General features: G+C 52.7%; 25 protein-coding genes and 4 tRNA genes. 11 read left to right on the forward strand and 18 right to left on the reverse strand.

Annotated features, from left to right (window positions below; translation table 11 throughout):
- Positions 1-162 precede the first annotated feature (162 nt).
- Together B9K09_RS12320 and B9K09_RS12325 are read left to right on the forward strand one after the other, a co-directional pair.
- Positions 163-2610, forward strand: a complete 2448-nt coding sequence (locus B9K09_RS12320; protein ID WP_087517080.1) for an acyl-CoA dehydrogenase — start codon at positions 163-165, stop codon at positions 2608-2610.
- An 88-nt stretch (positions 2611-2698) separates the two neighbouring features.
- Positions 2699-3112 (forward strand): PA2817 family protein, encoded by a 414-nt coding sequence (locus B9K09_RS12325; RefSeq protein ID WP_087517081.1) that lies wholly within the window; start codon positions 2699-2701, stop codon positions 3110-3112.
- 137 nt (positions 3113-3249) lie between these two features.
- Here B9K09_RS12325 and B9K09_RS12330 read toward each other — a convergent pair.
- The 4 genes from B9K09_RS12330 to B9K09_RS12345 all read right to left on the reverse strand — a co-directional run bounded on the left by B9K09_RS12330 (position 3250) and on the right by B9K09_RS12345 (position 3696).
- Positions 3250-3325: transfer RNA gene (locus tag B9K09_RS12330), tRNA-Gly, on the reverse strand.
- A gap of 38 nt (positions 3326-3363) precedes the next feature.
- Positions 3364-3439 (reverse strand) — tRNA-Glu (locus B9K09_RS12335).
- Positions 3440-3513: 74 nt separating this feature from the next.
- Positions 3514-3589 (reverse strand) — tRNA-Gly (locus B9K09_RS12340).
- 31 nt (positions 3590-3620) lie between these two features.
- Positions 3621-3696: transfer RNA gene (locus B9K09_RS12345), tRNA-Glu, on the reverse strand.
- Positions 3697-3919: 223 nt separating this feature from the next.
- Here B9K09_RS12345 and B9K09_RS12350 point away from each other — a divergent pair.
- Both B9K09_RS12350 and B9K09_RS12355 read left to right on the forward strand, forming a co-directional pair.
- Positions 3920-4690 (forward strand): hypothetical protein, encoded by a 771-nt coding sequence (locus B9K09_RS12350; protein WP_087517082.1) that lies wholly within the window; start codon positions 3920-3922, stop codon positions 4688-4690.
- 51 nt (positions 4691-4741) lie between these two features.
- Positions 4742-5419 (forward strand): glutathione S-transferase family protein, encoded by a 678-nt coding sequence (locus B9K09_RS12355; protein WP_087517083.1) that lies wholly within the window; start codon positions 4742-4744, stop codon positions 5417-5419.
- Between the two features lie 33 nt (positions 5420-5452).
- Here the strand turns inward: B9K09_RS12355 and B9K09_RS12360 are convergent, their stop codons facing one another.
- The 3 genes from B9K09_RS12360 to B9K09_RS12370 form a co-directional block, all read right to left on the reverse strand.
- Positions 5453-5731, reverse strand: coding sequence for a GNAT family N-acetyltransferase (locus tag B9K09_RS12360; protein ID WP_087517084.1), 279 nt, complete (start codon positions 5729-5731; stop codon positions 5453-5455).
- Between the two features lie 21 nt (positions 5732-5752).
- Positions 5753-7015 (reverse strand): hypothetical protein, encoded by a 1263-nt coding sequence (locus B9K09_RS12365; protein ID WP_087517085.1) that lies wholly within the window; start codon positions 7013-7015, stop codon positions 5753-5755.
- A 76-nt stretch (positions 7016-7091) separates the two neighbouring features.
- A complete protein-coding gene (locus tag B9K09_RS12370) occupies positions 7092-8468 on the reverse strand; it encodes a GntP family permease (RefSeq protein ID WP_087517086.1) in 1377 nt (458 codons plus the stop codon).
- A 320-nt stretch (positions 8469-8788) separates the two neighbouring features.
- On the opposite strand from B9K09_RS12370, the gene B9K09_RS12375 reads away from it, so the two are divergent.
- On the forward strand, positions 8789-9040 hold the full coding sequence (locus tag B9K09_RS12375; protein WP_010483743.1) for an Lpp/OprI family alanine-zipper lipoprotein: 252 nt from the start codon (positions 8789-8791) through the stop codon (positions 9038-9040).
- 135 nt (positions 9041-9175) lie between these two features.
- Here B9K09_RS12375 and B9K09_RS12380 read toward each other — a convergent pair whose 3' ends face one another.
- The 3 genes from B9K09_RS12380 to B9K09_RS12390 form a co-directional block, all read right to left on the reverse strand.
- Entirely contained in the window at positions 9176-10138 is a 963-nt protein-coding gene (locus tag B9K09_RS12380; protein WP_087517087.1) for a L,D-transpeptidase family protein, read from the reverse strand.
- Between the two features lie 159 nt (positions 10139-10297).
- Entirely contained in the window at positions 10298-10579 is a 282-nt protein-coding gene (locus B9K09_RS12385) for a hypothetical protein (RefSeq protein ID WP_087517088.1), read from the reverse strand.
- 64 nt (positions 10580-10643) lie between these two features.
- Positions 10644-11261 (reverse strand): arylesterase, encoded by a 618-nt coding sequence (locus B9K09_RS12390; RefSeq protein WP_087517089.1) that lies wholly within the window; start codon positions 11259-11261, stop codon positions 10644-10646.
- A gap of 10 nt (positions 11262-11271) precedes the next feature.
- Here B9K09_RS12390 and B9K09_RS12395 point away from each other — a divergent pair, with 10 nt between their 5' ends.
- The 3 genes from B9K09_RS12395 to greB all read left to right on the forward strand — a co-directional run bounded on the left by B9K09_RS12395 (position 11272) and on the right by greB (position 15136).
- Entirely contained in the window at positions 11272-11955 is a 684-nt protein-coding gene (locus tag B9K09_RS12395) for an ABC transporter ATP-binding protein (protein WP_087517090.1), read from the forward strand.
- A complete protein-coding gene (locus B9K09_RS12400) occupies positions 11955-14459 on the forward strand; it encodes an ABC transporter permease (RefSeq protein ID WP_087517091.1) in 2505 nt (834 codons plus the stop codon). Before B9K09_RS12395 ends, B9K09_RS12400 begins: the two co-directional genes overlap by 1 nt.
- Positions 14460-14662: 203 nt before the next feature.
- Positions 14663-15136, forward strand: a complete 474-nt coding sequence (gene greB / locus B9K09_RS12410) for a transcription elongation factor GreB (protein ID WP_087517092.1) — start codon at positions 14663-14665, stop codon at positions 15134-15136.
- Positions 15137-15210: 74 nt separating this feature from the next.
- On the opposite strand, the gene B9K09_RS12415 is transcribed toward greB, so the two are convergent.
- Both B9K09_RS12415 and B9K09_RS12420 read right to left on the reverse strand, forming a co-directional pair.
- Positions 15211-15924, reverse strand: coding sequence for a gamma-glutamyl-gamma-aminobutyrate hydrolase family protein (locus tag B9K09_RS12415; RefSeq protein WP_087517093.1), 714 nt, complete (start codon positions 15922-15924; stop codon positions 15211-15213).
- On the reverse strand, positions 15921-17069 hold the full coding sequence (locus tag B9K09_RS12420) for a M20 family metallopeptidase (RefSeq protein WP_087517094.1): 1149 nt from the start codon (positions 17067-17069) through the stop codon (positions 15921-15923). Before B9K09_RS12420 ends, B9K09_RS12415 begins: the two co-directional genes overlap by 4 nt.
- A gap of 24 nt (positions 17070-17093) precedes the next feature.
- Here B9K09_RS12420 and B9K09_RS12425 point away from each other — a divergent pair, with 24 nt between their 5' ends.
- The gene (locus tag B9K09_RS12425) at positions 17094-17957 is read left to right on the forward strand and encodes a LysR family transcriptional regulator (protein WP_087517095.1); all 864 of its coding nucleotides are present in this window, start codon (positions 17094-17096) and stop codon (positions 17955-17957) included.
- Here B9K09_RS12425 and B9K09_RS12430 read toward each other — a convergent pair.
- The 6 genes from B9K09_RS12430 to B9K09_RS12455 form a co-directional block, all read right to left on the reverse strand.
- Positions 17954-18733, reverse strand: a complete 780-nt coding sequence (locus B9K09_RS12430; protein ID WP_218191963.1) for an ABC transporter ATP-binding protein — start codon at positions 18731-18733, stop codon at positions 17954-17956. The two genes, B9K09_RS12425 and B9K09_RS12430, sit on opposite strands and share 4 nt — an antisense overlap.
- 2 nt (positions 18734-18735) lie before the next feature.
- Complete coding sequence (locus tag B9K09_RS12435) at positions 18736-19593, reverse strand: ABC transporter permease (protein ID WP_087517096.1); 858 nt, start codon at positions 19591-19593, stop codon at positions 18736-18738.
- A 14-nt stretch (positions 19594-19607) separates the two neighbouring features.
- The gene (locus B9K09_RS12440) at positions 19608-20600 is read right to left on the reverse strand and encodes an ABC transporter substrate-binding protein (protein WP_157699353.1); all 993 of its coding nucleotides are present in this window, start codon (positions 20598-20600) and stop codon (positions 19608-19610) included.
- Between the two features lie 364 nt (positions 20601-20964).
- Positions 20965-21273 (reverse strand): hypothetical protein, encoded by a 309-nt coding sequence (locus B9K09_RS12445; RefSeq protein ID WP_087517098.1) that lies wholly within the window; start codon positions 21271-21273, stop codon positions 20965-20967.
- Between the two features lie 292 nt (positions 21274-21565).
- Complete coding sequence (locus tag B9K09_RS12450) at positions 21566-22000, reverse strand: DoxX family protein (RefSeq protein WP_087517099.1); 435 nt, start codon at positions 21998-22000, stop codon at positions 21566-21568.
- A 101-nt stretch (positions 22001-22101) separates the two neighbouring features.
- Positions 22102-23514, reverse strand: coding sequence for a transglycosylase SLT domain-containing protein (locus tag B9K09_RS12455; RefSeq protein WP_087517100.1), 1413 nt, complete (start codon positions 23512-23514; stop codon positions 22102-22104).
- A 233-nt stretch (positions 23515-23747) separates the two neighbouring features.
- On the opposite strand from B9K09_RS12455, the gene B9K09_RS12460 reads away from it, so the two are divergent.
- Together B9K09_RS12460 and B9K09_RS12470 are read left to right on the forward strand one after the other, a co-directional pair.
- Positions 23748-24578, forward strand: coding sequence for a TatD family hydrolase (locus tag B9K09_RS12460; RefSeq protein ID WP_087517101.1), 831 nt, complete (start codon positions 23748-23750; stop codon positions 24576-24578).
- A gap of 496 nt (positions 24579-25074) precedes the next feature.
- Entirely contained in the window at positions 25075-25584 is a 510-nt protein-coding gene (locus B9K09_RS12470; protein ID WP_157699354.1) for a molybdopterin-dependent oxidoreductase, read from the forward strand.
- Positions 25585-25596: the final 12 nt, after the last annotated feature.

Genomic DNA, 25596 nt, shown 5'->3' on the forward strand with positions numbered 1-25596 from the left:
ATGGCTTAGTTAGATATGCGAGTCGTCAGTCTAACTGCGCTGTATACGCCGGTGTTACGACATATAAGCCAAGCTCACTGCCCTTGTCGCCATCTATTGGCAGATGACGGCTAAGCTCATGACGTTCAATCAGAAAATTGTCGTCATCATGGAGGACGTTAAATGCTCGCAGTCTGGTTAATTGTTTTAGTGGTTGGTGTGGCTTATCTGGCCCATCGCCGCACCTCACCAATCCCCGCTCTGGCATGCGTTGCCGTATATCTGCTCCTCATGGGTAGTTTTAGCCATGCCCACGGCGTGCTGATGACTGTGCTCTGGCTCATCTTGCTTGCAGTCGCGCTGCCACTGGCTCTGCCCGACCTACGTCGCAAGTTGTTTAGCGCGCCATTGTTCGCATGGTTCCAGAAAGTGCTACCGCCAATGTCTGAAACCGAGCGCGACGCAATTGAAGCCGGCACCGTCTGGTGGGATGGCGAACTGTTCAGCGGCCGCCCGGATTGGGACAAACTGCTGGCCTACCCGAAAGCAGTCCTGAGCGAAGAAGAGCAAGCATTCCTTGATGGCCCGACTGAAGAACTCTGCGCAATGGTCACTGACTGGGATATCGGTCAGCAGATGGACCTGCCTGAAAAAGCCTGGAAGCACATCAAGGATCACGGCTTTTTTGCCCTGATCATCCCTAAAGAGTTCGGCGGCAAAGGCTTCTCGGCCTATGCCCACTCACAAGTCGCGATGAAGCTTGCAACGCGCAGTGGCGACCTCGCCTCGACCGTAATGGTGCCAAACTCGCTCGGCCCTGCCGAGTTGCTGCTGCACTACGGTACCGACGATCAGCGCAATCATTACCTCCCCCGCTTAGCCAGCGGTGAAGACATTCCCTGCTTCGCTCTGACGGGCCCATTGGCAGGTTCCGATGCTGGCGCCATGCCCGATACCGGCATCATTTGCAAAGGCGAATGGGAAGGCCAGGAAGTTATAGGCCTGCGCCTAACCTGGGAAAAGCGCTATATCACCCTCGGCCCGGTCGCAACCTTGCTCGGGCTGGCGTTTAAAGCCTATGACCCTGAACATTTGTTAGGCGACGAGGAAGACCTCGGCATCAGTCTGGCATTGGTACCGACCGATACTGCGGGTGTAGAGATTGGTCGCCGTCACTACCCGCTCGGCGCTGCATTTATGAACGGCCCGAACTCAGGCAAAGACGTATTCGTTCCGCTGGAGTTCCTGATTGGCGGGCAGGAAATGCTCGGCAAAGGCTGGATGATGCTGATGAACTGCCTTTCGGTAGGTCGCTCTATCTCGCTGCCAGCAGTAGGCACCGGCGCCGCCAAGTTCACCAGCCTGGTGACTGGCCAGTACAGCCAGGTGCGTGAGCAATTCAACGTGCCTCTTTCAGCCTTCGAAGGTATCCAAGAGGTGATGGCGCGCATTGGCGGTAATGCCTGGATGATGGACAGCGCACGTATCCTTACAGCCAATGCTGTCGATTTGGGCGAAAAACCATCGGTGCTTTCAGCGATTCTCAAGTACCACCTTACCGAGCGCGGCCGTGACTGCATCAGTGATGCCATGGACGTACACGGTGGCAAAGGCATCATCATGGGCCCCAACAATTACTTGGGCCGCTCGTGGCAAGGTGCGCCGATTTTCATCACCGTTGAAGGGGCGAATATCCTTTCACGCAATTTGATGATCTTCGGTCAGGGGGCCATCCGCTGCCATCCTTATGTTCTCAAGGAAATGGCGCTTGCCGGTCGTGAAGATAAAGATCAAGCGCTTATCGAGTTCGACGACCTGTTAATGCAACACATCGGCTTTGCTATCAGTAACGCCGCAAGCACTTTGGTCTTGAGCCTAACCCTCAACCGCCTCGGCTCAGTGCCTGGTGACAACCTTAGCCAGCCTTACTACCGCGCACTGAATCGCCTGTCCGCAGCGTTCGCTATGCTCGCTGACATGAGCATGATGCTGCTGGGTGGCGAATTGAAGCGCCGCGAACGCCTGTCAGCGCGTCTTGGCGATGTTCTAAGTAATCTGTATCTGGGTTCGGCTGCACTCAAGCGCTATCACGACCTGGACTACTCCGCGCACTCCAAACCGATGTTGCGCTGGGCGATGGAAGAAAGCCTGAGTAAAGCTGAAGAAGCACTGGATGATCTGCTGAGCAATTTCCCTAACAAACTGCTGGGTTGCGCGCTTCGCGTCTTGGTATTCCCGCTGGGCCGTCGTCACCGTGGCCCGAGCGATGAACTTGACGCAGAAATTGCCGAAATCATCACCCGTAACAAAGGCGATGCAGCCCTGGAAGAAATTCTCACCGGCTGCTATCGCCCAACGGCTGATAAAGACCCGGTAGCGGCGCTGCAGCGAGCAATGGACCTGTTGGAGCAGGTTAAACCACTGCAGAAAAAACTGCACAGAGCCGCCAAAGCAGGTGAAGTAGTGGAAGTGCCGGGGCAGACCCTGATTGAGTCCGCCCTCGCCTCAGGCGCGCTTTCAGCTGAAGAGGCCGCAAGCCTGCAACAAGCTGAAGCAGCGCGCCGTGTAGTCATTGATGTCGACGACTTCGGCAAAGACGAGCTTAAGCTCAGCCGCGGTAAAATCAGGTAAGCCTTAGGGCAAACCATCGTCCACAACAGGACAGCGGGCGCGCGGAGCTTTATACTCCGGCGCCCGTTTTACTTTCAGGATTATCGTTATGTCCAGCAGCCATCTTGATCACCACCTCGCCCTGCTCGCTCAATTGCGCGGCATACTGGTCGCCTTAGGTGAAGCCGAGCAGGTTCTCGACGATAGCCATGCACTGTTCATCGAACGCTACGACGAATTGACTGCCTTGTTACCGGTCGAGACCGAGAGCAGCTTGTACCTTGGCCAAGACCTGATCAGCCAGATATTCCACCGTTATCCGCAAATTGCCCACCTGGTCCCGCGCGACCTGCTGTGGTTCTTTGGTGGCGACTGCCTGCACTTCATGCCCGATGAAGAGATTGAAATGTTCCAAGCGCTTGATGAGCGCCGCTTTGAAGCACTGGAAAACGATGAACCATTCGACTGGAATCAGGAAAAGCGCCTGCTTGCACTGTCACCGGATACATCCAGCAAGCACTAAGCACCAAACACCAACGCTGGCAGTTAGCCGCTGACAAACAAAAGCCCGCCAATGCGCAACATTGAGCGGGCTTTTTACTGAAACACACGATTTTCAGGCACAAAAAAGCCGCTCATTGAGCGGCTTTTTTGTTTATTTGGAGCGGGAAACGAGACTCGAACTCGCGACCCCGACCTTGGCAAGGTCGTGCTCTACCAACTGAGCTATTCCCGCATTTACAACACGCTCCTTACGAAGCGCTTACAACAAAATGGCGTCCCCTAGGGGACTCGAACCCCTGTTACCGCCGTGAAAGGGCGGTGTCCTAGGCCACTAGACGAAGGGGACCTGGAACTTTTCACGCTAACCTGAGTTAACTCTGGTTAGCCATTGTGCTGCCTGCCGGGCAACACATTTGAAACTGGAGCGGGAAACGAGACTCGAACTCGCGACCCCGACCTTGGCAAGGTCGTGCTCTACCAACTGAGCTATTCCCGCATTTTACATCTGCGACGCCACTTATTAAAAGTGGCGTCCCCTAGGGGACTCGAACCCCTGTTACCGCCGTGAAAGGGCGGTGTCCTAGGCCACTAGACGAAGGGGACGCAGCCCGGAACCAACAACTTTACTTCCGGCTTCCCGTGCTTTGCCATCTGACATTGCGCTAAGAAGTGGCGCGCATTCTATGGAGCCTTTGTCTGGTCGTCAACCTCTGTGTAAAAATATTTTAAAATCAACGACTTCAAACCAAAAAATACGACGGCGCTATCAGCCAACCGCGTAAGGCACTACACTCGCAGAAAACCAAGAGCTCGAGAGGTTGTATCGATGTCCCCGCTCGTGATTACCCTGTTAATTGTTGGTGGTATTGGCATTTTGATGATGATCGCCTATATCAACCATGCAGTTGAGAATAACAAGCTTGAGAAGGCACGGCTCAAAGCTGAGCTAAATGACCGGATACGCCGCTGCGCTGAAGTCTCCGAGTCTATGCCTGGGCAACTGATGTCCCCCGAACTCAAGCTGATGCTCACATTGGTTCAAGCGCACTACAGCGAACGACTACTGGCTAAGGATAAAAGCAACAACGCGTTGAAAGAGTCGCTTAACGGGCTTAATCAATTAATGACTCAAGGCGAGTCGATTCCGGTTAAAAACCCACCGGTAAAAATTCTCACTGAGCAGCAAGCCAAACAAATTCGCTACATCCTCGAGAATCTACACGGTCAGATATCCCGTGCTGGCCAGGATGGCGTCCTGCCTGCTGCCGAAGCCAAGCAATGGCTGCAGCGGATTCCCACACTCCTCACCCAATTGCATATCGAATACTTCAGTAATCTTGGCCAACGCGCCATGCAGCAGAACCAGCCTGGTCAGGCCCGCTTAGCCTTTGAGCGCGGTGTGCAGTATCTACGCAAACAGAACGACTCCGCTCGCTACAGTGCTCAGCTCAAGGCTTTTCAGGAGCAATTGGAGGTCGCTAACAGCCTGGTACTTAACAATACTCCTGCACCTACCGATACCGACAGCGAGCTGACGCAAGGTTTAGACAGTATTGGCAGCGACGAAGACTGGAAGAAAAAGAATATTTACGACTAAGTCGAGTCAGCGTCGAATGCCGTGATACAACCCAGAATCTATGGAGATCCAATGAGCCTGATCGTATATGGCGCAGCCCTCTCGCCGTTCGTGCGTAAAGTCCGTTTGTTACTGGCTGAGAAAGGCCTAGATTATGACCTTGAGATGGTTCTTCCATTCGGCAAGCAGCCCGACTGGTACAAAGAACTTAATCCGCTTGGGCGCATCCCAGCCTTTAAAGACGGCGACCTCAGCCTCGCCGACTCCAGCGTGATCTGCCAGTACATCGAAGAACAGTACCCCGCACTAACACCTCTGCTCGGCAACACCCCTGAGCAGCGCGCACGCGTGCGCTGGCTTGAGAAATACGCTGACTATGAAATCGCCCCACTCAGCACCTTTTGTGTATTTCGCAACCGCGTGCTGAAGACCTCGATGGGCAAAGCTTGTGATGAGGTCGAAGTCGCGGCAACCATGAATGAAAAGCTGCCGCCCCATTTCGACTATTTAGAAAGCCAACTGGCTGACAAGCCGTTCTTCGTTGGTGACTCGCTGACCTTGGCTGACCTGGCAATTGCCAGCCAGTGGGTGAATATGCAGCACGGCGATGAGAACATTGATCCCAGCCGCTGGCCCAAACTTGCAGATCACTGTAAGCGCATCAATGCACGCAGCTCGCTGCAAGCGATCTTGGCTGGGGAACAGGCGATACTGGCTAAAATGGCGAGTAAAGCTGCACAGCTGGGCTGAAACACAGGTGTTAAGCTGATTTAACAGCGCCAGTCAGTTCTTACTCAAGCGCTGCTGGCGCTCCATATAGCGCTCTACATATGAGCACGATGGAATAACTGTGTAGCCCATACGATCAGCGTATTGCAACGCGTGTTCGGTCAGCTGCGCGGCAATACCGCGCCCACGCAAGCTGTTGGGTACAAAGGTACGGTAGATATCCAATGTCTGTTTGCCCAAGTCCATGTAGGCCAAGTAAGCACGAGCACCATCTACAGTGATTTCGAATTGGTGACCGGCTTGGTCGTGATGAATGGACAGCGCCTCGCTCATTACTACTCCTCAGTGGGATTACTACTCAACCCGAACCTTATCGATCTTTCCAAGACGCAGCGACATTTGCGCTGTGCCATTGCCACCCTGGATGGTCAGAAAAGCCTTATCGTTCGCGACTCGGGTCAGAACACCTTGATAATACATACCATCATACGTGACGAAACGCATACGCCTGCCAACATAATCAGGCAAAGCATCGATATTGACAAATCCTGAAGACACTAAGTTCGTATCCGATAGAACTGCCTTGGCCTGAGTCGCCTTGTCAGCGGCGGCGACTTTCAGTGCAACCGGGTCAACCCACTCAAAGCCAACATCATTAACCAGCGTCTGATTAACCATGAGTACTGGGCGCATCATGCTTAGCGCATCCTTGGCCTCGAAAAACTGCAAACCATCCCAAACCATCCCTTCAGTCGGCTCAAGCTCGACACGCAGTGATTGCGGGTCTGCCAGGTAACGTGCGTAAGCATCCAGCACCGGCTGATTGAGCGCGACCCGCTGCTGGCGTAATGATTTATCGATTTTAGCTACCGCAACCTTGCGATATGCATCGACAGTCAAGCCCATCTTGGCCGCACAGTAGGTTTGTAGCTTGCGCTGGTACTCGTTATCGCTCAATTCAACACTGAGACGCTTGATCCGTGGCGGATTACTGCGTAGATCAGCTGGGTTATCGGACATATTGGCCAACGACATGCTGACCTGCATCGTCCCCATATCACGCGTGTCTGAGTTCAAATTGAACGTCAGCTTTTGCGCAAACGGCTCTAGCAGGTAAGAAAACTCGCCATCGGTTTCGAGCGTGCGATAACCCATATCGAGTAACTCATTAGCGCCTATGTTTTTTACATCACCACACGCCACGTTGCTCAGAGCACTGAAGATATCGGTTTGTGCTGGCGGCTGATAAAACGCCTGAGCGAGCGGACCGAAAACGTCAATCGACAGGCCCTTGATGCTTACCGCCATTTGCTCAGGAAGTTTGCGTTCTGCCAAGCGCTCCTTGAAGCGCAACAACTCCGAAAGACCATTGAATTTCAACTCTGCGTGGGCGATTTTCACCTTGTCGCCTGCAGCCGGGATTGCAATGGTCACATTCTCGAGACCGACACGCCCATCGAACGAAGAGGTAATGCCGTCATAGCTGATGTTAACGACTGGCGCCAAACGCTCCTTGGCATCGTTCATGATCGAGCGAACAGAGAGGTACAGCGATAATTTGATTATTACCGCGACCAGCAAGACCGAGAGCAAACCCCACTTGATAAGCTTTCCCATTGCATCCCTTCCAAAGCCTTAGGCCATCAATTCAATATCACCGTATATTATCAGGCAAAGAGTTTGAATCAGGGAATTACAGCACACTTAGAACAGCGATACAGGCCAGCACAGCGACCACCGGAACCGCCACTGTGACCATAAAAATATCCTTGTAAGCCTGCTTGTGGTTCAAGCCCATGATCATCAACATTGCGATGACTGCCCCACAATGCGGTAACGAGTCCAGCCCGCCCGATGCAATATTGGCGATCCGATGCAGTACCTCAGGCTCTACGCCCATCTCCAGATACTTTGGCGCCAGGGTTTGCATGAAAATCTGCAAGCCGCCAGATGACGAACCAACGATTGCCGAAACCACGCTAACGGACGCAAAAACCGACAGCAGCGCTGGCAAGTCAATCGATAAAACCCACTGCGAAAACTGTACAAACCCTGCGGTGTGAGTGACCACACCGCCAAAGCCAATCACTGCCGCAGTGTTAAGCAGCGGCATGATTGAATCATCCGCGCCCTGCCCCAATACGCCGAGAGTGTTACGCCGCAAACTAGGAAACATCAAAATTGAAGTTGCCGTTGCAATGACCAAAGCCAGACTCGGCCACAGGATCGGTTGCTGCCGGCTAAATTGCACAATGCTCGCAAGCGCACCGCTAGATTCTGTACTCACCCCGGCAGCCATCAATACACGTGGCAATAAAATCACCCCAAGCACGATCGCAATAGGCACCAATGCCAAAGTCCAGTGCGGCCCAGCACCAGACGGACCAGCGATTTGCTCCATACGTAAATCTTGAGCGTTGGACTCAAAACCTTCGCCTTTAGCTATCGCCAAGCGCCACTCTCGCTGCACATAGGCCATGCCTAATACGACCATGATCACTGAGGCAGAAATGCCAATCCAGGCACCGGCAAACAGGTCGGTTCCCAGTGCATTGGCAGCGATAACGTTGTGGATCGACGGTGTACCCGGTAACGCAGTCATAGTGAACGTACCGGCACCCAAAGCAGTGGCGGCACAAAACAATCGTTTAGGCACATTTGCTTCACGCATCAAGCTGACGCCTAGCGGATACATGGTGAAGATCACTACAAACACCACGACACCGCCATAGGTCAGCAGTGCACACACCAGCATCGTCACCCATAAAGTGCGCTTGACCCCAAGACTCCGGGTGATTGCTTGAGCAATGCTGTTGGCTGCCTGACTCGCGGCCATAACCTTGCCAAAGATTGCGCCACACAGAAACAGCACGAAAAATTTGCCCGCAAAGGTGAATGCCCCCAAAGGCCCGAACGGGAAGTACTCAAGGAGTGCCTGCGGGACCGCTAAGCCATTTGTGACAGCAACTATTATCGAACTGAATAATGTCGCGATAAATATATTCACGCCACGTAGGGCCATGAATACTAGCAACCCCAGTGCAACCAACAAGCCTAAATTACCCAGCATAATCCCTGCCTTTTTTTTGTTTTAGATGACAGCCCAGTGAACCAAAATAGCATTGTTGTGGTCGGTTTAAGAGTGCCCGCGCAAATGCCTTGCACTTGAACTCACGGGTACGGTTGAAGCCTTGTCGTACACCGATTGTATGTTTTTCATACAACCGATGTAAGCGCTATACGCTTGGCTGAAATAAACCGAAAAAAACAGGCTAGACTTGCACTCGCTCAGTTTACTTACTACAAGTTATGAGTAGTATGTACGCCAGCCAAGCCCCCATTAACCGGGGAATTGGTTTTATGGAAAAACTTCACATTTAGGGGAACACAATGAACAACGTCCTGAAATTGTCTGCTCTGGCTCTGGCCGCAGTATTGGCTACTGGTTGCAGCAGCATGTCCAAAGAAACCGAAGCTCGTCTGACTGCTACTGAAGACGCTGCTGCACGTTCGCAAGCCCGTGCTGACGAAGCCTACCGTAAGGCTGACGAAGCTATGGCTGCTGCTCAGAAAGCTCAGCAAACTGCTGACGAAGCCAATGAGCGCGCTCTGCGTATGCTGGACAAAGCCAGCCGCAAGTAATAGCCTTCAGGCTAAAGAAAGCCAGCCCATTATGGGCTGGCTTTTTTATTGCCTGTGGCTTTGTAAGTGCAAACAAAAAGCCATAAAAAACCCGCCGGTTTTCACGCGGCGGGCTGGGTAATCTCAAACGCTTAATCAGAATGGATTACTGACCTGTTCATTAACGATTGGCGCGCTCTGTTGTTCCGCGATTTCAATCGGCAGACCATCTTGCGCAGCAACTACTTCACGCACGACCTCCCAATCCAGGCGGAAGTTTGCAAGCTCATCTTGCTTGAGCAACGTATTTATCACAGCAGTGTGTTTATCAATTACCGACACCTTGCCTTCGTCATCTAGCGGCTCATGCGCCTCCAAGTAAACCCGGCCATTGCTACGACCAAACTTATACGGCTGGTTGATAATGCGCACCGAGGTGCCCACCGAAGTCATTGCCGCAAGTTCCAGAACGTTCTGATTGAACATGCGGAAGCAGCCATGGCTGACACGCATGCCGATGCCGAACTTTTTGTTTGAGCCATGAATCAAGTACCCAGGTAATGAAAGCGCCATTTTATATGGCCCCAGAGGATTATCTGGCCCTGGCGGTACAACCGACGGCAGAGGATCACCATCGGCAGCGTGCTCTGCACGAATTGATTTAGGCGGATACCATGCCGGGTTAGGCGTCTTTACAGTGATCCGTGCATTAGCAACCGGTGACCCCCAGCCTTCACGACCAATACCCAATGGGTAGGTGTAGACCACATCCTTGCCCTTCGGGAAGTAGTACAAGCGGTATTCGGCAAGGTTAATGACGATGCCTTCACGTGGGCCTGGCGGCAAAATAAAACGTGTCGGCAGAATGATTTCAGCGCCCTCGCCCGGCAACCATGCATCAATGCCCGGGTTGGCCGCGATCATTTCCGAATAGCCGAGGTCGTTGGCTGTCGCCAGGTCAGCGAATGTATCTTCATACTTGGCTGTGACCACTTGAACCTGGCCAATGATGTCATCGCCTGGCGGCGGCAATGGAAACTCAAGGGCACTAACGGATCCCGCAACCAACAAGGCGGCAACAGATAGGCAGCGAGAAACCGCAGGTACATGCGACGACATCCGAAATTCCTTGGAGAAGATGGCTGATAAACGATTAAGCACGCGTGGATTGTACACGCCAGCGTTGAGCACAGGGAGTGCCATACAGCGAGTACGGTTGTTTGAGTGTGACAACAAAAGTACCCGGAGGTTGCCTCAATGCAATTGGCTAACCAGCACTTAGTTGATCAGCAACATACTTCGCTCACCACGGCGCTGAGCCTCAAGAATCTGTTTGCACAGCGGACACAGACGCTTATCACGCAACATGTCTTTTTCGAGCAACTGCCAGTGCGGCTGTGAAGGCAGGAATCCACCACATAAAGTGCGGTCACCGGAGTTACCCAGTTCGAGTTGGCGTTCAACCAAATGCACGCGCACCTCACGACAAGCGAACAAGTCTAGCTGCTCATCAGGTTCGATCAGTTTATAGGCATGCAAAGACCAAGCAATACGCGGCATTTAGGGCTCCAGAAGGGGGCGCCACATTATCCGAAACACAGGATTCAGAAAAGCCTCAAAACACTCATTCCGGCTTATTTAGCAGTGGTTTCAGCTCAGGCCAAACGTTTTCCAAGAGTATTGGTTGAGCCGCAAGCGCTGGGTGCAAGCCATCTGCCTGCATTAAGTCAGACACACCCCCTACACCTTCAAGAAAAAACGGTACCAGAGGGACTTGTTTTTGCTCAGCCAGCTCACTAAAAACCTCAGCGAAAGCACGGGTATAGCGCTGGCCATAATTAGGTGGCAACTGCATGCCTAACAACAGCACCTTGGCACCTTGTGCTCGTGACTGATCAATCATCCCAGCAAGATTTTGTTGCAATTGGCTTGGGGGCTGCCCGCGCAGGCCATCATTACCGCCCAGCTCAAGAATCACCCATTCAGGCCGATGCTCCTTAAGCAACGCAGGTAACCGTGCCGCGCCACCTGAGCTGGTATCACCACTGATGGATGCATTAACCACTTGCGCGTCATAGCCTTGCTCCGCGATGCGTTTTTGCAACAAATTCACCCAGCCCTGACGGGTATCCAGGCCAAAAGCTGCACTGATACTATCGCCAACAACCAATATCGTCCCTGCAGATGCACTGCTGAGCCACATAGTCAGTATCAGGACAACGCCGATAAACCCTGTACGCATTGGATTCTCCATGAGCTCACGTATTCTCACCGCGCGAAATCTTAGCAAAGTGGTGCCTAGCGCAGAAGGCGAGCTAAGCATATTGCACGCCCTTAGTCTCGACCTCAATGCAGGTGACAGCCTGGCAATCGTCGGCAGCTCCGGTTCGGGCAAGTCAACCCTACTGGGTTTGCTTGCTGGGCTCGACTTGCCGAGCACCGGGGAAGTCGAGCTTGCCGGTAATAACCTCGGCGAAATGAATGAAGACCAGCGCGCCCGTGTGCGTGCCGAGCACGCAGGTTTTGTGTTTCAGTCCTTTCAGTTGCTCGACAGCCTCAATGCCCTGGAAAACGTCATGCTGCCGCTGGAGCTTGAGGGCCATCGTGACGCCCGTGAACGCGCACGCAGCCTGCTTGAGCGAGTCGGCCTTGGCCAACGCTTGAGCCACTACCCACGTCAGCTGTCTGGCGGCGAACAGCAACGGGTAGCGATTGCTCGGGCATTTGCAGCCCAACCCGACGTACTGTTTGCCGACGAGCCTACAGGCAACCTTGACAGTCATACCAGCCAACGCATCAGCGATCTGCTTTTTGAATTGAATCAAGAACGTGGCGCCACGTTAGTGCTGGTCACCCACGACGAACGCCTAGCCCATCGCTGCCAGCGCCTGATTCGTCTTGAAGGTGGCCATTTGATTGATGCAGTAGAACCTTGATGACCAGACTCCCCTACTCCCGTCTCGCATCTCTGGCCTGGCGCCAACTACTGCGCGAATCGCGTTCCGGTGAACTGCGCATTCTGTTCTTTGCATTAATCATCGCTGTCGCTGCCAGCACCGCAATCGGTTACTTCAGCGCGAGGCTTAACGATGGAATGCTGATGCGTGCCAGCGAGTTTCTCGCGGCCGACATGGTGTTGTCAGGCAGCTCACCGGCAACTGAGCAACAAATCAGCCAAGGTAAAGCGCAAGGCCTTGATCACGCGCAGACCGTAGAATTCTCAAGCGTCATCGCAACCGATACAGGGATTCAACTGGCCAGCGTTAAGGCGGTCGACAACGCTTACCCTTTGCGTGGACAACTCAAACGTGCCGACCAGCTTTATGGCCCTGAACAACCGAGCACAGGCCCTGGCGAAGGTAATGCCTGGGCTGAGGCTCGTTTGTTTGCGGCATTGAATCTAAAGATTGGCGACACGATTGATGTCGGCAACAAAACCCTGAAGCTGAGCCATGTTCTGACCTACGAGCCAGACCGCGCGGGCAACTTTTACAGCCTCACGCCGCGGGTTTTGATCAACCTCAGCGACTTGTCAGCCACCGGCGTAGTTCAGCCAGGCAGCCGGGTCAGCTATCGCGAGTTATGGCGCGGCACACCGGAACAGCTCGCCACATACCAGCAAGCTATCGAACCGCAGTTAGAAGCCAATCAGAAAATTGAAGACACTCGCGACAGCAACCGGCAAATCGGTGGTGCGCTGGGTCGTGCCGAGCGCTACTTGAACCTCGCCAGCTTGGCAGCTGTACTGCTCGCTGGTGTGGCTGTGGCGCTTTCGGCGACCCGCTTTGCTGCTCGACGCTTTGACGCCAGCGCACTGATGCGCTGTTTAGGTTTATCACGTGGCCAGGCACTCTCCCTGTTCAGCCTGCAGCTAGCCATGCTTGGCATCAGCGCCAGTATTATTGGCGCTCTACTCGGCTGGTTAAGCCAATATGGGTTGTTCTATTTACTTAGAGAGCTGCTGCCGCCCGACCTCCCATCTGCCGGCTTCGGGCCAGCCTTTGCCGGCATAGCAACCGGTTTGGTCGCACTTGCAGGCTTCGCCCTTCCGCCACTCGCTGCGCTTGGCCGGGTGCCGCCACTGCGGGTACTACGCCGTGATATGTTACCCGTGCCTGCCAGCTCATGGCTGGTGTATGGCGCGGCACTGCTGGCACTCGGCTTAATCATGTGGCGGCTTAGCCTTGACCTGCTGTTAACTTTTGCCCTGTTAGGCGGGGGCATGGTTGCCGCTTTAATCTTGGGTGGCTTGCTGCTAATAGGCTTAAAAAGTCTGCGCCGGGTACTGGCCCGAGCCTCCTTGCCTTGGCGCCTTGGCTTAGGTCAACTGTTGCGTTATCCACTGGCAGCGGCAGGGCAATCGCTGGCATTTGGCTTAATCATTTTAGCCATGGCCCTGATTGCCTTACTGCGCGGTGAATTGCTCGACACCTGGCAAGACCAACTACCGGAAGATGCACCCAACCACTTCGCCCTGAATGTGCTGCCTGATAACAAAGCCGCTTTTGAAGCACGCCTTGCAGAGCTATCACCTAATTCGGCGCAGTTATATCCGGTCATTCCAGGACGCCTGATCAAAATCAATGACCAGCCGGTAAAACAGATCGTTAGCAAAGACAGCCGGGGCGACCGCGCGATCAATCGCGATTTGAGCCTCACATGGGCAACTGATTTACCCGCCGATAATGAGTTGCTCGCGGGCAGTTGGTGGAACGCTGGCGAGCAACAAGACATGCCCGGAGTGTCAGTCGAATCAGAGCTGGCCGAAAGCATGCAATTAAAACTGGGGGACCGACTCAGCTTTATTGTTGGCGGGCTTAGCCGAGACGCTCGCGTAACCAGTCTGCGTAAAGTCGACTGGAACAGTTTCCAGCCGAATTTTTATATGATCTTTGAGCCGGGCACCTTGCAGGATTTGCCTGTCACTTACCTGACCAGCTTTTACCTGCCGCCACAGCAAGACCGTCAATTAGTCGAGCTTGCTCGTCAATTTCCGGCGGTGACATTGCTCCAGGTCGATGCCCTTCTCGCCCAGCTGCGCAGCATTGTCGCGCAGGTCACTGTGGCGATTGAGTTTGTGCTGCTGTTTGTATTGGCAGCAGGTCTGGCGGTTTTATTTGCTGGGTTGCAGGCCACGCTTGATGAACGGATTCGTCAGGGCGCATTGCTTCGTGCCTTGGGCGCGGAGCGTAAACTGTTGGTCAAGGCGCGCCGTACTGAATTTGGCTTACTAGGTGCCGCGAGCGGCTTACTGGCCGCGCTCGGTTGCGAGCTGATTAGCTTTCTGCTGTATCGCTATGCATTTGATCTCACCTGGCACCCACATCCTTGGCTACTCATATTGCCAGTGATTGGCGCGGTACTGGTTGCATCGGCCGGGGTTCTTGGCACACGCAGGGCGTTGAATGCCAGCCCACTGACAGTGCTGCGAGAAGGTTGATAAACGAAGCCCGCATGCGCGCAAAGTTGCACCTGCTTTGGCACATGCGCCGTCCACAGGTGACTCAGTCTGCCAGCGAGGCTGCTGCGCAGGGAGACCGGTGTGAAATCCCGGAGTACACCAAGTCGCCCCATACTGCATACTAAAAACCACTAAAACGTTTGATCTCAAGCCCCACAAAACTTCGAAAAGGAGCTCATTGGTTGGCCACAAACATCATTACCCGAGCCGGTCACAAGAAGCTCAAAGATGAGCTCGATCATCTCTGGCGTGTTTACCGTCCTGAAATTACCCAGAAGGTCGCTTGGGCAGCATCACTAGGGGACAGAAGTGAGAACGCGGATTACCAGTACAACAAGAAGCTGCTGCGAGAAATTGACCGAAGAGTGAGATACCTGCGTAAACGCCTTGAAGACGTAAAGATCGTCGACTATTCACAGGAACAGGAAGGCAAGGTTTTCTTTGGTGCTTGGGTTGAGATCGAGAACGATAAGGGAGAGCAGAAGAGATTTCGAATCGTTGGCTACGACGAGATCTATGAACGAAATGACTACATTTCCATCGACTCCCCAATGGCCAGGGCTCTCTTGAAGAAAGAACAAGGGGACGAATGTGTCGTGAAAATTCCGGACGGAGAAGCCACTTGGTATGTTAACCAGATTTCATACGAGCACTAATCCGTGATCAATTCTACGGGGCGTTCGCCGTTACCCTATTAGTGTTGCAAGCCGCGTACAGACAGACGTGCGAATTACCCGCGAGCCGCCTCTACGAAAGCGTTGAAGATCTCACCTTCCTTCTCATCTCCAGCATATTCAGGGTGCCATTGAGTGCCTAGGCAAAACGCGTGTGCGAGAGACTCTACAGCTTCGACCGTGCCGTCTTGTGCCCGCGCGACCACACGTAATGGCGGAATCACATCCTTCAATGCCTGATGATGCAGACTATTCACCAGCATGGATGGCGACTGGACTGCCGAGAAGAGCAATGAGTCAGGTTCCACCTCGACGGGGTGATGAGGCTTGCTACAAGGCTCCAATTGCATATGCTCCAGACCATCAGAGTTGTCTGTTGGCAGATCCTGATAGACCTTGGCGCCGAGTGTTACTCCGATCAACTGCATGCCTCCGCAAATACCGAGTACAGGCAGATTCTTTTCAAGCGCGAGTTTTAGAATCGCAATTTCAAATGATGTCCGATCACGCTTTAAAGTTGCACTAGGCATTTCAAGACCGTCATAGATAACTGGGTCTATATCGAACATTCCCCCTGTGACAATGAGACCGTCCAGAAGATCAAACAACTCGACCATCCCCAACTCCATGTACGGCAATATGATTGGGATTCCCCCTGCCCTAATAACAGCATCGCAGTAATTTCTCCGCACCTGATATAGGGCTTCTATGTCGGTTGCTTCGAAGTCGCGGTCAGGCGTAATACCAATTACCGGTCGTCGTAAGCTCATACGGCGCCCCAAACAGTGGCAGCCCGCCGATAGATGTCTACCGCCTGGATTACGTTCTGCAAAATTACTGACTCATCGGTAACGCCGCTCATCCCCATCTCACCAGGGCCTAAAATCACGAAAGGCGTATTACCAGACGCACACAGAATAGTGCCGTCGCTATAGTAGGAAACACCCAGCAGCTTGGGAGTGCTGCGACTGACCTCTTCGCAGCAATCACTCATAATTTTGACAAAGGGGTTATCAGCATCAGTCTCAACAGCAGGCTTGTAGTCGAACATATCGATCTCTAGCCCTTCGCCCGCTGCGCTGCGGATCTGTTCTACGACCCTGCGATGATCCATCCCAGGAGGGATTCGAACGTCGATCTGCACCACGCAACGATCCGGGGTGACATTGATGGCTGAGCCACCTTCGATGGTGCCCACCGATAAACTGGTATTTGTGCAGTACTGGTGAGGAACCGTGTCAAGGGCAACAGTTTTCAGCCTCTCCAGGAATGCCATCATTCGGAGAATGGCGTTAGAACCGCCGTCTCCAGACACGTGACCAGACTTACCAATCGCGGTAGCACGCAACCAGACAACCCCCTTCTCTGCGATGATCAGCTCTAGCGACGAAGGCTCACCAATAATCACCGAGCCCACGTTATCCATTACACCCTGCTCAAGCATGCGTTTGGCGCCAATGCAATTGGAGCTCTCACCCGCAGAGAATGCCAAAATCACGTCCCGCGGCGGCCGGGTTGCACCTTTCGCCAGAAGAATCGCGGCAATGGTCATGCTGGCGAGCGCAGACTTCATGTCGGCCGTGCCACGGCCATACATTCTGCCGTCAACGATGTGGCCTTCAAATGGTGGATAAGTCCACGGTTGCGTGCCCACCGGCACCGTGTCCTGATGGGAAGAGAATAACAACGCTGGGTTATCAGTTGATCCGGGAATTCGAGCTAATACGTTGGAACGGCCCGGAATAAATTCGTCGAGTTGAGCGTCCACTGCGTTGCTGCGAAGGTAGTCGTACAGGTAAGTAGAAAGCTCAATCTCCCGTCCAGGGGGGTCACACGTCTCAAATTCGACCAATTTTTTTAGCAGTGATACTGTGTGTTCCTGGTAGTTTTCAATAGTCACATTTGGAATATTCATAGCCAATTAGACCTGGATAATTGTATGGAAATTGTTTTGTTAAAAACCTTTGTTAGCCTTGCGGCGACATGCAATTTTTCGGAAACGGCTAAGATTCTTAATATGACTCAGTCGACAACTAGCCACCAAATTGCAAGGCTTGAAGAAGACCTTGGCCAAAAACTATTCATCCGAACTACCCGACAGTGCCAACTCACCAAAATGGGCGAAATTTTTCTTCAGGATGCAAAAGATATTTTGAAGAAAGTGTCGGATGTCGAGAAAAAATTTAAACCTGAGCACTTAACTGGAAATATCTGTGTCGGGATACCGGACGACATCTATCTTTTTCGGCCGATGAGTCAGGCAATAGCCGAATTCACAGCCACCCATCCACGTGTGCAAGTTGATGTAGTCGCCAGTCTTGCTGAAAGTCTTAGAGGCGATTTGGACAGCGGAACAGTGGACATCGCGTTTCTCCGTCAAGCGAGTGATATAAACTCGGGTATACATATTGGTTCCGAGCGTTTGGTCTGGAGTGGGGCCGATAACTGCCTGCACTCACCTGATCTACCTCTTCGCCTAGCCTTTATCAGCGGCCCTTGCATTTACAAACGCACAGCGGTGAACGCTCTAGAATCGGCCGGCCTTCATTGGCGTTGCGTCATGACCTGCACCAATCCAGAGGGTGTGAAAGCCGCTACCAAGGCGGGCCTCGCGATCTCGATATTCAACCAGGGCGATCTGGGTGCGGACATGCCAGTGATTTCAGAACATCGTGGACTCCCAGCTCTGCCCTCGCTGAACATCGCTCTGCACTACGCATCGGCAACACCTAGCTCGGCAGTCACTGCACTCGCAGAACTACTTTCCTCTACCCTTCGATTGATGCTGATCGAAACACGCTAGGCTGAAGCTTTCATCGAGAAAATGGCTGACCTTAGCCTGTGGCGCAAACTGACAAATGCGGGCTCCTCCGTGTCTTCAATTCGGCGCGGGTGTGGGATCTCGACGCTGACCGTGTCAAACACTCGGCCCGGATGAGGCGATAGGATCGTGATGCGATCAGCCAGCAAAATCGCCTCGTCGATGTCATGCGTTACAAAGATGATGGTCATCTTTTCCCGCTGACAAATGTCCAGTAGAAATAGCTGCATTTCGACTCGCGTAAGGGCGTCCAAGGCGCCAAAGGGCTCATCCATTAATAGAACCTTCGGTGACATCGTTAGAGCTCGGGCGATCGCAACTCGTTGCTGCATCCCCCCGGAGAGCTGCCCAGGATAGGAGCTTTTAAACTCCTTGAGTCCCACCTTCTCAAGCATTTCAGTCGCACTTTGTTTCCACTCCTGAGTAGGCACTCCACGAAGCTTCAAGCCAAAACCTACATTGTCTTCAATGGTCAGCCAGGGAAATGAGGTATAGGTCTGGAAGATCATCCCGACCTCCGGATGAGGCCCATCCAGCGGCTCACCTAACAGCGTCAAACTCCCGCTCGAAGCCGTCTCCAATCCCGACACCAGTCGCAACAGGGTTGATTTCCCGCACCCGGATGGCCCCAGCAGAACCATGAGTTCACCGTCCACAACCTCCATATCGACCCCACTTAGAGCCAACGTGGCATTGGGGCCATGGCCGAAGGACTTTGAACAGTCGAGCACTGAAACAACATTCATAGGCGTTGGCATAATCATTTCCTGCTTCGTTGAAGGTAGGGAAAGAGCTTTTTCTTCAGGTAGCCGAGAGCTACGTCACTGAACAAACCGACGAGGCCGATACTGAGGATGCCGACAAACATTGTTGCAGTGTCCAGAAAGCGTGAAGCCTTGAGAATCACGTACCCCACTCCGCTTTGCGCAGCCACCATTTCTGCTACCACGATGTACGTCCACGCCCACCCAAGTAACACGCGCAGATCGTCGAAAATACCAGGCCGGGCAGCTGGCCAGATTACGAGGCGTACTATTTTCCAGCGAGAGCCCTGCAGCATGATCGCAGACTCTACGTAAGCGGTCGGTACCCGCCCCGTACTAGCAGAGATCAGCAGCGTAAGGTGACAGAAGGTTCCGACGAATATGACCGAAAACTTCTGAGCATCACCAATACCTACCCACAACACTAAGAGAGGGATGAACGCCGTGGCGGGCATATAGCGAATGAAACCGAGAAACGGCTCCACGGTACTGCGCACTACGGCAAATGAACCGGCAAGCACCCCAATCGGGATTGCAAGAAGCGCAGAACAAATGAAACCTACCCCAACCCGGTAGATGCTTACACCCAAGTCTCCAATAAAATTACCACTCACATAAAGTTCGTGGAATGCATGCCCAACCGCTTGAAGGGAGGGCAAGAAAATTGGATTAATTCCACCTTGTACTAACAGCATCCATAGGGTCAGAAACATAACGAACAAACTGGCAGATAGAGCTAACTTAACACCGCCGACCGGCTCCCAGTTGGTCTTAAACCGAACTGGCTTGGCCTTATTCTTGTTCTGTGAAGCGTTAGGGGTAGGTCGAGTTACTTCAGCTATATCTGTAGTCATAACACACCTACCACTTAGGGTTTTAGGGCACGTTCCAGCGGCGATGCGTCAACCACTGCACTAGAATCAGGTACTTCCTTAACGATTCCAACCTCCTTATAAACTTCGCCGCCACGTTTAATAACATCCTGGATCTTTCCTGGCTTTAAAGGAGTGCCTATGTACTCAAGATTGCCTTCACGTGAAATGAATTCAATTCCAGTCAGCGCTTTATTGAACGCTTCGCTCTTCATTCCAAGCGACGCTGCCATAATCTTGTTCGACTCATCCGTATGCGCCTTCCAGTAATCGTAGGCCTTGAAATAGCCATTTATAAACGCAGTGACATCCTCAGGTCGTTTATCCAGAACTGTTTGCCTGAATGCCACAGTGTCCAGAATCAGGCCCGGTTGCGATCCGGTATCAGCCAATATGTGAGAGCCAGGACGTTGCTGGGCTTTGGAGAACCAAGGATCCCAGGTAGCCGCTGCGGCCACCCGCCCCGTGATGAATGCACCACCGGCATCGCCAGCGGCCATGTTGTAAAGATCAACCTGACTGATCTTGACGCCAGCACTCTTGAGTACGTTCAAGAGAAAGAAATAGGTGCTAGTGCCCTCTTCCGCAGCGATGCTTTTACCTTTCAGGTCAGCGACGGTTTTGATGCTGCTGTCAGCGACAATTCCTTCCCCTCCTTTTGAAAGGTCAACAGCCAATACTTGCTTGATGCCAAGCTTCTCAGCGTTATAGAAAATAAAGGTGTCAGCTGTAGTAGCCCAACCGTCGAGCCGGTGACTTGCCAACGCGGCGGCTGTAGCGGTCTTATCTTCAAAGGTTTGGAAGTCGACATCCACACCTGCTTCTTTAAAAAAACCTTTCTGCGCAGCCAGATGAAGCAACCCATAACCCACCCAAGTGCTAGACGCGACGCTGAGTGGTTCGTTCTGCGCAGTACTGATCCTTGGAACAACAGCGACTGCGAAACATGCGGCGATCAACAGTAATTTAAAGTCCTTAATACGTTTCATATGTGGAGCCTCCCTTGGTGATGTAGTTAACATGCGCCTCGGTTTAATCGCTGTGAAACGAAATATCCCCATATATTTATCGTAAAAATCGATTAATTCTCAGGTACGGGACGGCTCGCACCCGCATCAAGAATGTGCATCAAGAGTACCTTGGCCGACATTGAGCCAGACGTTAGACAGCCCGCCAGCCCGATCTACAATCGACTTACTGGTCGCTGTTGCAGACCGTAAGCCGGCTCAGGGGACTGATAGCGAAGGGGCTAGCTCTGGAGAAGAAGAGGTAAAAGCACAGGCGCCTACCGGAGAAAAAACCTGGTACCTGGTCGCGATCGACTACCCCTAACCTGGTTGTGGTTGCCAGACCCTAAACGCGCCGTGTAATCAATCCCTGCCGAGCCACCCGGACCAGTTGGCGAACGCGCTCATTGAGGTTTTCCGCTGCGATGGCAGGCAGAACAGCCATATCAAAACTGTCGCTGGCGAAACGGGCCAAACAATCTTGTGGTTCGACGAACTGAATCAGAAAAGCACGAGACGCACCACCGCGGCGCGGCCAGCCATCCAGATAGCGCAGCAAGGTTGGTTGGTGGATACCACCGAGTAAGATTTTAGGGTTGCGTTTGATCAGCCCAGAGGTGATCGGGGCTAAACGAATATAAGGTTGGCAAGTCATGCTCGCGTCTCCGCCTCAGAAATCCCGCTGGGCAGCGGTGAGAGGCGACACCGAACCAGCGCTTTAGCGGTATTTCGAAGCCTTGGAAGGTCTTCTCGGAGACTTGCACTGGGCAAGTCTCACGGCGCCCCGCAAGTAGCTGTTTAAATCGGCGCATCTGCATCCTAGAGAAACAGACTTATTACTGTCAATACGAGCGATACAAAAACCTGATGATTAATCAGCAACTTGTAGAACATAACTATCGCGCAACAAAAAGCCCGCAATTGCGGGCTTTTCAACATCAGTATGATCAGTTGGATATACGTTGATCCACTGACAGCTTGCCAGCACCTTCAATCAGCACGGCAATGCTTGCAGCCAGCAACGCCAAGGCAAATTCGTAACCGTTGTTACTCATGAAGAAGCCGTTGGCAAAGTGTACGCTGAAAATGGCAACCAGCATCGTCACACTCAGAGCCAGCGCCGCAGGACGGACCAGCAAGCCAATGATCAACGCCAGACCACCAAAGAACTCGGCGCTGCCAGCCAACAACGCAAACAGATAGCCGGGTGTCATGCCCAGGCTTTCCATCCATTGGCCGACACCTTCAAGGCCGGGGCCGTCAAACCAGCCAAACAATTTTTGCGCGCCATGGGCAGCAAATGTCAGGCCGACGATAACGCGCAAGATGGTCAGACCGTAGCCAGCGCGGGTGGTTGTTAGCGATTTAATCAGTGTGCTCATGTTGTCAGTCCTAATGGGCGTTAAGTTAATGAGGCCTAGAATAGCCAATTAATTAGATATTAATATCGCACAAATTCGTTATAAAAGATCTAATTATTAGATCAATCTCTTACGCTTACTTTTTTGTTCTGAGGTTCAAGCAAGTAACGCTCGCGGTCATAAGCCAAATAGTACTTATTGACACTATTAACATAGCTGACAACCCCCATTCCCACCTGCTCCATGGCGATACGCTCAACCTGAAAGAACCATTGATTGGGGTTAAGGCCACGGCGCTTGGCCTCAGCGCGCATACTTTGCACACGTGCTGGCCCCATGTTGTAGCCAGCCAGGACAAAGGCCATGCGCTCACGCTCATTGAGTTTTGGACTATTGAAATAGGATTTTCGAATCATCGCCAAGTACTTGGCACTGGCCAGTACGTTGTTATCAAGCACTGCGATATTACCGACACCAACAGCGCGTGCTGCTATTGGGGTGATTTGCATCAAGCCTGTTGCCCCGCCACTCCCGCGAGCTTTAGGGTTTAGCGTGGACTCTTTAAAGGCTAATGCCGCCAGCGCCAACCAGTCGAAGTTGAGTTGCTTGGCATAGCGTTGCAGCACCGGACGAACATGTTCCAGGCGCTTACGCTCGATTCGGCCCAATGGGTAATGGACCTTATACAGACGCCGATAAATCCGCTGAAATGCAACATCTTGATCTTCAGGCTGGCGATAGGTTTTGAAAAAGCGATCTATAGCCGCACTTAGCATTGGCGCGTCACGTCGCACATACCAGCGCATAACGCCATTATTGGAAAGCACCAGATGCCGCTCAATCCGCAATTTGGGCATGACCTTTTGCCAGCGCTCCGCGATTGGAAGCTCGACTGCAGTGACGTTGAAAATCCCAGCTTGAACCATTTCGAGCACATCCTCGACGGCAAGCGTTGGATCAACCCACTCAATCACAATCGGCGACTTGTTACGCTTGATCAGCTTCCTATTAACTTCACCAATCGCCTCACCCGCTACACTGCCTGCTGACAACGCCACGCTGCGACCTGACAACTGCTCCAGGTATTTATAACGACGATCGCCTTGGCGCCCGACTAAAACGAGCTTGACGTTACTGCGAATCGCACCGCTGGCGGTAACGGCTGAGGCGGTACGTACGGTTAACAACTCTCCCGGCGCAACCAGATCACCCTCGCCTCGCTGCAAGGCACCAAGCAGTTGATCCTTGGCCATGGGAATAAACTTTAGCTTGATTGCTCGCCCATCCTGGCTGGTGCGATTGAGGTACTGCTCGAATGCGCGCAGACGATGGTATTCAACACCAATACTTTGCCCTTTGACTTCACCCGAACTGTTACGACTTTGATTGATCAGTACCCGCAGCTCTGCGCCACGACGAATGCTTGTCAAATCGCGCGACACCGCAGGCTTTGCCACTTCCAATGGCCCAGCCACACGCGCTACGGCCGTAAAAGGCAGCAGTAACAGGCATAGCGCAAGCAACATTCGTAACATCAATACTCCAAACCACGACGCGCCAAACGGATGGCCATTGGTCAGCTAAAAACAAATCGATACCTGTCCAGCCCGAGTTAACGGCCGCGGAGACTCGCACAGTCGCTAATATTTTGCTACTACAACTTAGCAATCAACATCACCAATACAATATAAGCGATTGTTTTATATGAGTTTTATTTTACTAGATAAAGCTCTGATATCCTTAACCATCACATTTACCAGGTAGCACCATGCAGCTCACTGACATTGGCGTCAATCTCACTCACCCCAGCCTAGTTGAACAATGCGCAGCGGTTCTGGATCGCGCCCACGCAGCCGGTGTCATGCAAATGCTGCTGACAGGCACCAACCTGGTAGAAAGCGAACAGGCCATACGGCTCTGCGAGACGCAGGATGAAAGCCAGCAACGACTATTCTGCACCGCTGGCATCCATCCACATGATGCCAGCAGTTGGAACTGTGACAGCGCCAGCCAATTAAAAGCCCTGCTAATGCATCAACGGGTCCGCGCGGTGGGTGAATGCGGATTGGATTTCAATCGTGATTTTTCACCGCGCCCGCAGCAGGAAAAAGTACTCGAAGAACACTTGGCACTGGCAGTCGAATTGAATCTGCCGGTGTTCTTACACGAACGCGATGCAGATCAGCGCCTGCTGGAAATACTCCGTGATTACCGCGACAAACTGCCAGCCGCTGTGGTGCATTGTTTCACCGGTGAGAAACGTGCCCTGTTCAACTATTTGGATTTGGATTTACACATCGGCATTACCGGCTGGATTTGCGATGAGCGCCGAGGCACCCACTTGCAACCGCTGGTGCGAGAAATACCTGAGGGCCGGTTGATGCTCGAAAGTGATGCGCCTTTCCTATTGCCGCGTAGCTTAAGGCCAAAGCCTAAGAATGGGCGCAATGAACCGGCCTACTTGATCGAAACACTAAAAACTGTCGCTGAACACCGCAATGAAACCCCTGAGCATGTTGCGGCCCATACCACAGCAACAGCCCAAACATTTTTCCGCTTGCCCAAGCTCACGGCTGTCAACACACCTGAATCCGAATGAAGCAGATTGTTTGGCGCTATGGCATGCATAGCGCCAAACAATTCGTTGCGCATGCTGATACTTCATACACTGGCTGAACTTAACGTGGAGTTCAATCATGTCCAGCCATACAGATCTGAGCCAAACTACAAGGCCGCTAGGCGTGAGCGCCAGCCCGGCACCAGAAGTCGCGCCTTTACTCATACTGCCGGCCTCTATTGCAGCTATCTCACTGCTGGTAACCGCCAGCACATCATCTGCAGCCAGCCTTGTGCCCGTGTTTTTAGGCGTTATTGGACTCAGTGCGGCCTACGCTTTGCACCGGCAAGTCATGCACTCAGTAATAAGCTAACGGTCGACGTGCCAATTCAGCGCGCCCTATCCAGCTAAAACAGACCAAACAGACGCCCAACCAATTTCAAGCTAGACTCCTGCACTAAAGTGCCAATTTGCCTTTTGGGCTAAGCACTATAATCCTAAAGTTTTCTCAAGCCTGTACCCCTACGAGGATTCTAACTTGCGGCTCTCTCGGTTAACCGTTTGCGGCTTGGTATTATGTTGCCTGACTGTTACCAGCGGCTTGCAGGCATCCCCAGCTTACCCACCAAACCGTCCAGCCCTGTCAGTTGAGCTAACCGATGGCAAGACACTGAGCTTCACCCTCAGTGAGCTCGAAGAAATGCCCAAGCGCGTTATCACAACCCATGAGCCGAACAAACATGCTGCCATCGAGTGGACTGGAGTCAATTTAAGCTATCTATTAACTCACCTGAAAATTTCGCCCAACAACTACTCTTCTCTTCGCTTGGAAGCGCTGAACAACTATTCAGTGGTTATTCCGCGTGAAGATATTCAACGCTTCGACCCAATAATTGCTTATCTGCGCAATGGTAAGTCAATGCCGATCTCCGAGCTCGGGCCACTCTACCTGATCTATCCTTTCGATCTGTATCCAGAGCTTAATGTGCAGGTATATTTCAATCGCTCAATTTGGCAACTGAGCAAGATAAGCCTCAATACCGAGTAATCATCGATGTCC

Origin of the sequence: Pseudomonas sp. M30-35 (assembly GCF_002163625.1) — a bacterium.
In the GTDB taxonomy this organism is placed as follows: domain Bacteria; phylum Pseudomonadota; class Gammaproteobacteria; order Pseudomonadales; family Pseudomonadaceae; genus Aquipseudomonas.

Bases quoted from the DNA above. Each gene is read 5' to 3' on its own strand.
- B9K09_RS12320 (WP_087517080.1), top strand. From the start codon at position 163: ATGCTCGCAGTCTGGTTAATTGTTTTAGTGGTTGGTGTGGCTTATCTG.
- B9K09_RS12325 (WP_087517081.1), top strand. From the start codon at position 2,699: ATGTCCAGCAGCCATCTTGATCACCACCTCGCCCTGCTCGCTCAATTG.
- B9K09_RS12350 (WP_087517082.1), top strand. From the start codon at position 3,920: ATGTCCCCGCTCGTGATTACCCTGTTAATTGTTGGTGGTATTGGCATT.
- B9K09_RS12355 (WP_087517083.1), top strand. From the start codon at position 4,742: ATGAGCCTGATCGTATATGGCGCAGCCCTCTCGCCGTTCGTGCGTAAA.
- B9K09_RS12360 (WP_087517084.1), bottom strand. From the start codon at position 5,731: ATGAGCGAGGCGCTGTCCATTCATCACGACCAAGCCGGTCACCAATTC.
- B9K09_RS12365 (WP_087517085.1), bottom strand. From the start codon at position 7,015: ATGGGAAAGCTTATCAAGTGGGGTTTGCTCTCGGTCTTGCTGGTCGCG.
- B9K09_RS12370 (WP_087517086.1), bottom strand. From the start codon at position 8,468: ATGCTGGGTAATTTAGGCTTGTTGGTTGCACTGGGGTTGCTAGTATTC.
- B9K09_RS12375 (WP_010483743.1), top strand. From the start codon at position 8,789: ATGAACAACGTCCTGAAATTGTCTGCTCTGGCTCTGGCCGCAGTATTG.
- B9K09_RS12380 (WP_087517087.1), bottom strand. From the start codon at position 10,138: ATGTCGTCGCATGTACCTGCGGTTTCTCGCTGCCTATCTGTTGCCGCC.
- B9K09_RS12385 (WP_087517088.1), bottom strand. From the start codon at position 10,579: ATGCCGCGTATTGCTTGGTCTTTGCATGCCTATAAACTGATCGAACCT.
- B9K09_RS12390 (WP_087517089.1), bottom strand. From the start codon at position 11,261: ATGCGTACAGGGTTTATCGGCGTTGTCCTGATACTGACTATGTGGCTC.
- B9K09_RS12395 (WP_087517090.1), top strand. From the start codon at position 11,272: ATGAGCTCACGTATTCTCACCGCGCGAAATCTTAGCAAAGTGGTGCCT.
- B9K09_RS12400 (WP_087517091.1), top strand. From the start codon at position 11,955: ATGACCAGACTCCCCTACTCCCGTCTCGCATCTCTGGCCTGGCGCCAA.
- B9K09_RS12415 (WP_087517093.1), bottom strand. From the start codon at position 15,924: ATGAGCTTACGACGACCGGTAATTGGTATTACGCCTGACCGCGACTTC.
- B9K09_RS12420 (WP_087517094.1), bottom strand. From the start codon at position 17,069: ATGAATATTCCAAATGTGACTATTGAAAACTACCAGGAACACACAGTA.
- B9K09_RS12425 (WP_087517095.1), top strand. From the start codon at position 17,094: ATGGAAATTGTTTTGTTAAAAACCTTTGTTAGCCTTGCGGCGACATGC.
- B9K09_RS12430 (WP_218191963.1), bottom strand. From the start codon at position 18,733: ATGCCAACGCCTATGAATGTTGTTTCAGTGCTCGACTGTTCAAAGTCC.
- B9K09_RS12435 (WP_087517096.1), bottom strand. From the start codon at position 19,593: ATGACTACAGATATAGCTGAAGTAACTCGACCTACCCCTAACGCTTCA.
- B9K09_RS12440 (WP_157699353.1), bottom strand. From the start codon at position 20,600: ATGAAACGTATTAAGGACTTTAAATTACTGTTGATCGCCGCATGTTTC.
- B9K09_RS12445 (WP_087517098.1), bottom strand. From the start codon at position 21,273: ATGACTTGCCAACCTTATATTCGTTTAGCCCCGATCACCTCTGGGCTG.
- B9K09_RS12450 (WP_087517099.1), bottom strand. From the start codon at position 22,000: ATGAGCACACTGATTAAATCGCTAACAACCACCCGCGCTGGCTACGGT.
- B9K09_RS12455 (WP_087517100.1), bottom strand. From the start codon at position 23,514: ATGTTACGAATGTTGCTTGCGCTATGCCTGTTACTGCTGCCTTTTACG.
- B9K09_RS12460 (WP_087517101.1), top strand. From the start codon at position 23,748: ATGCAGCTCACTGACATTGGCGTCAATCTCACTCACCCCAGCCTAGTT.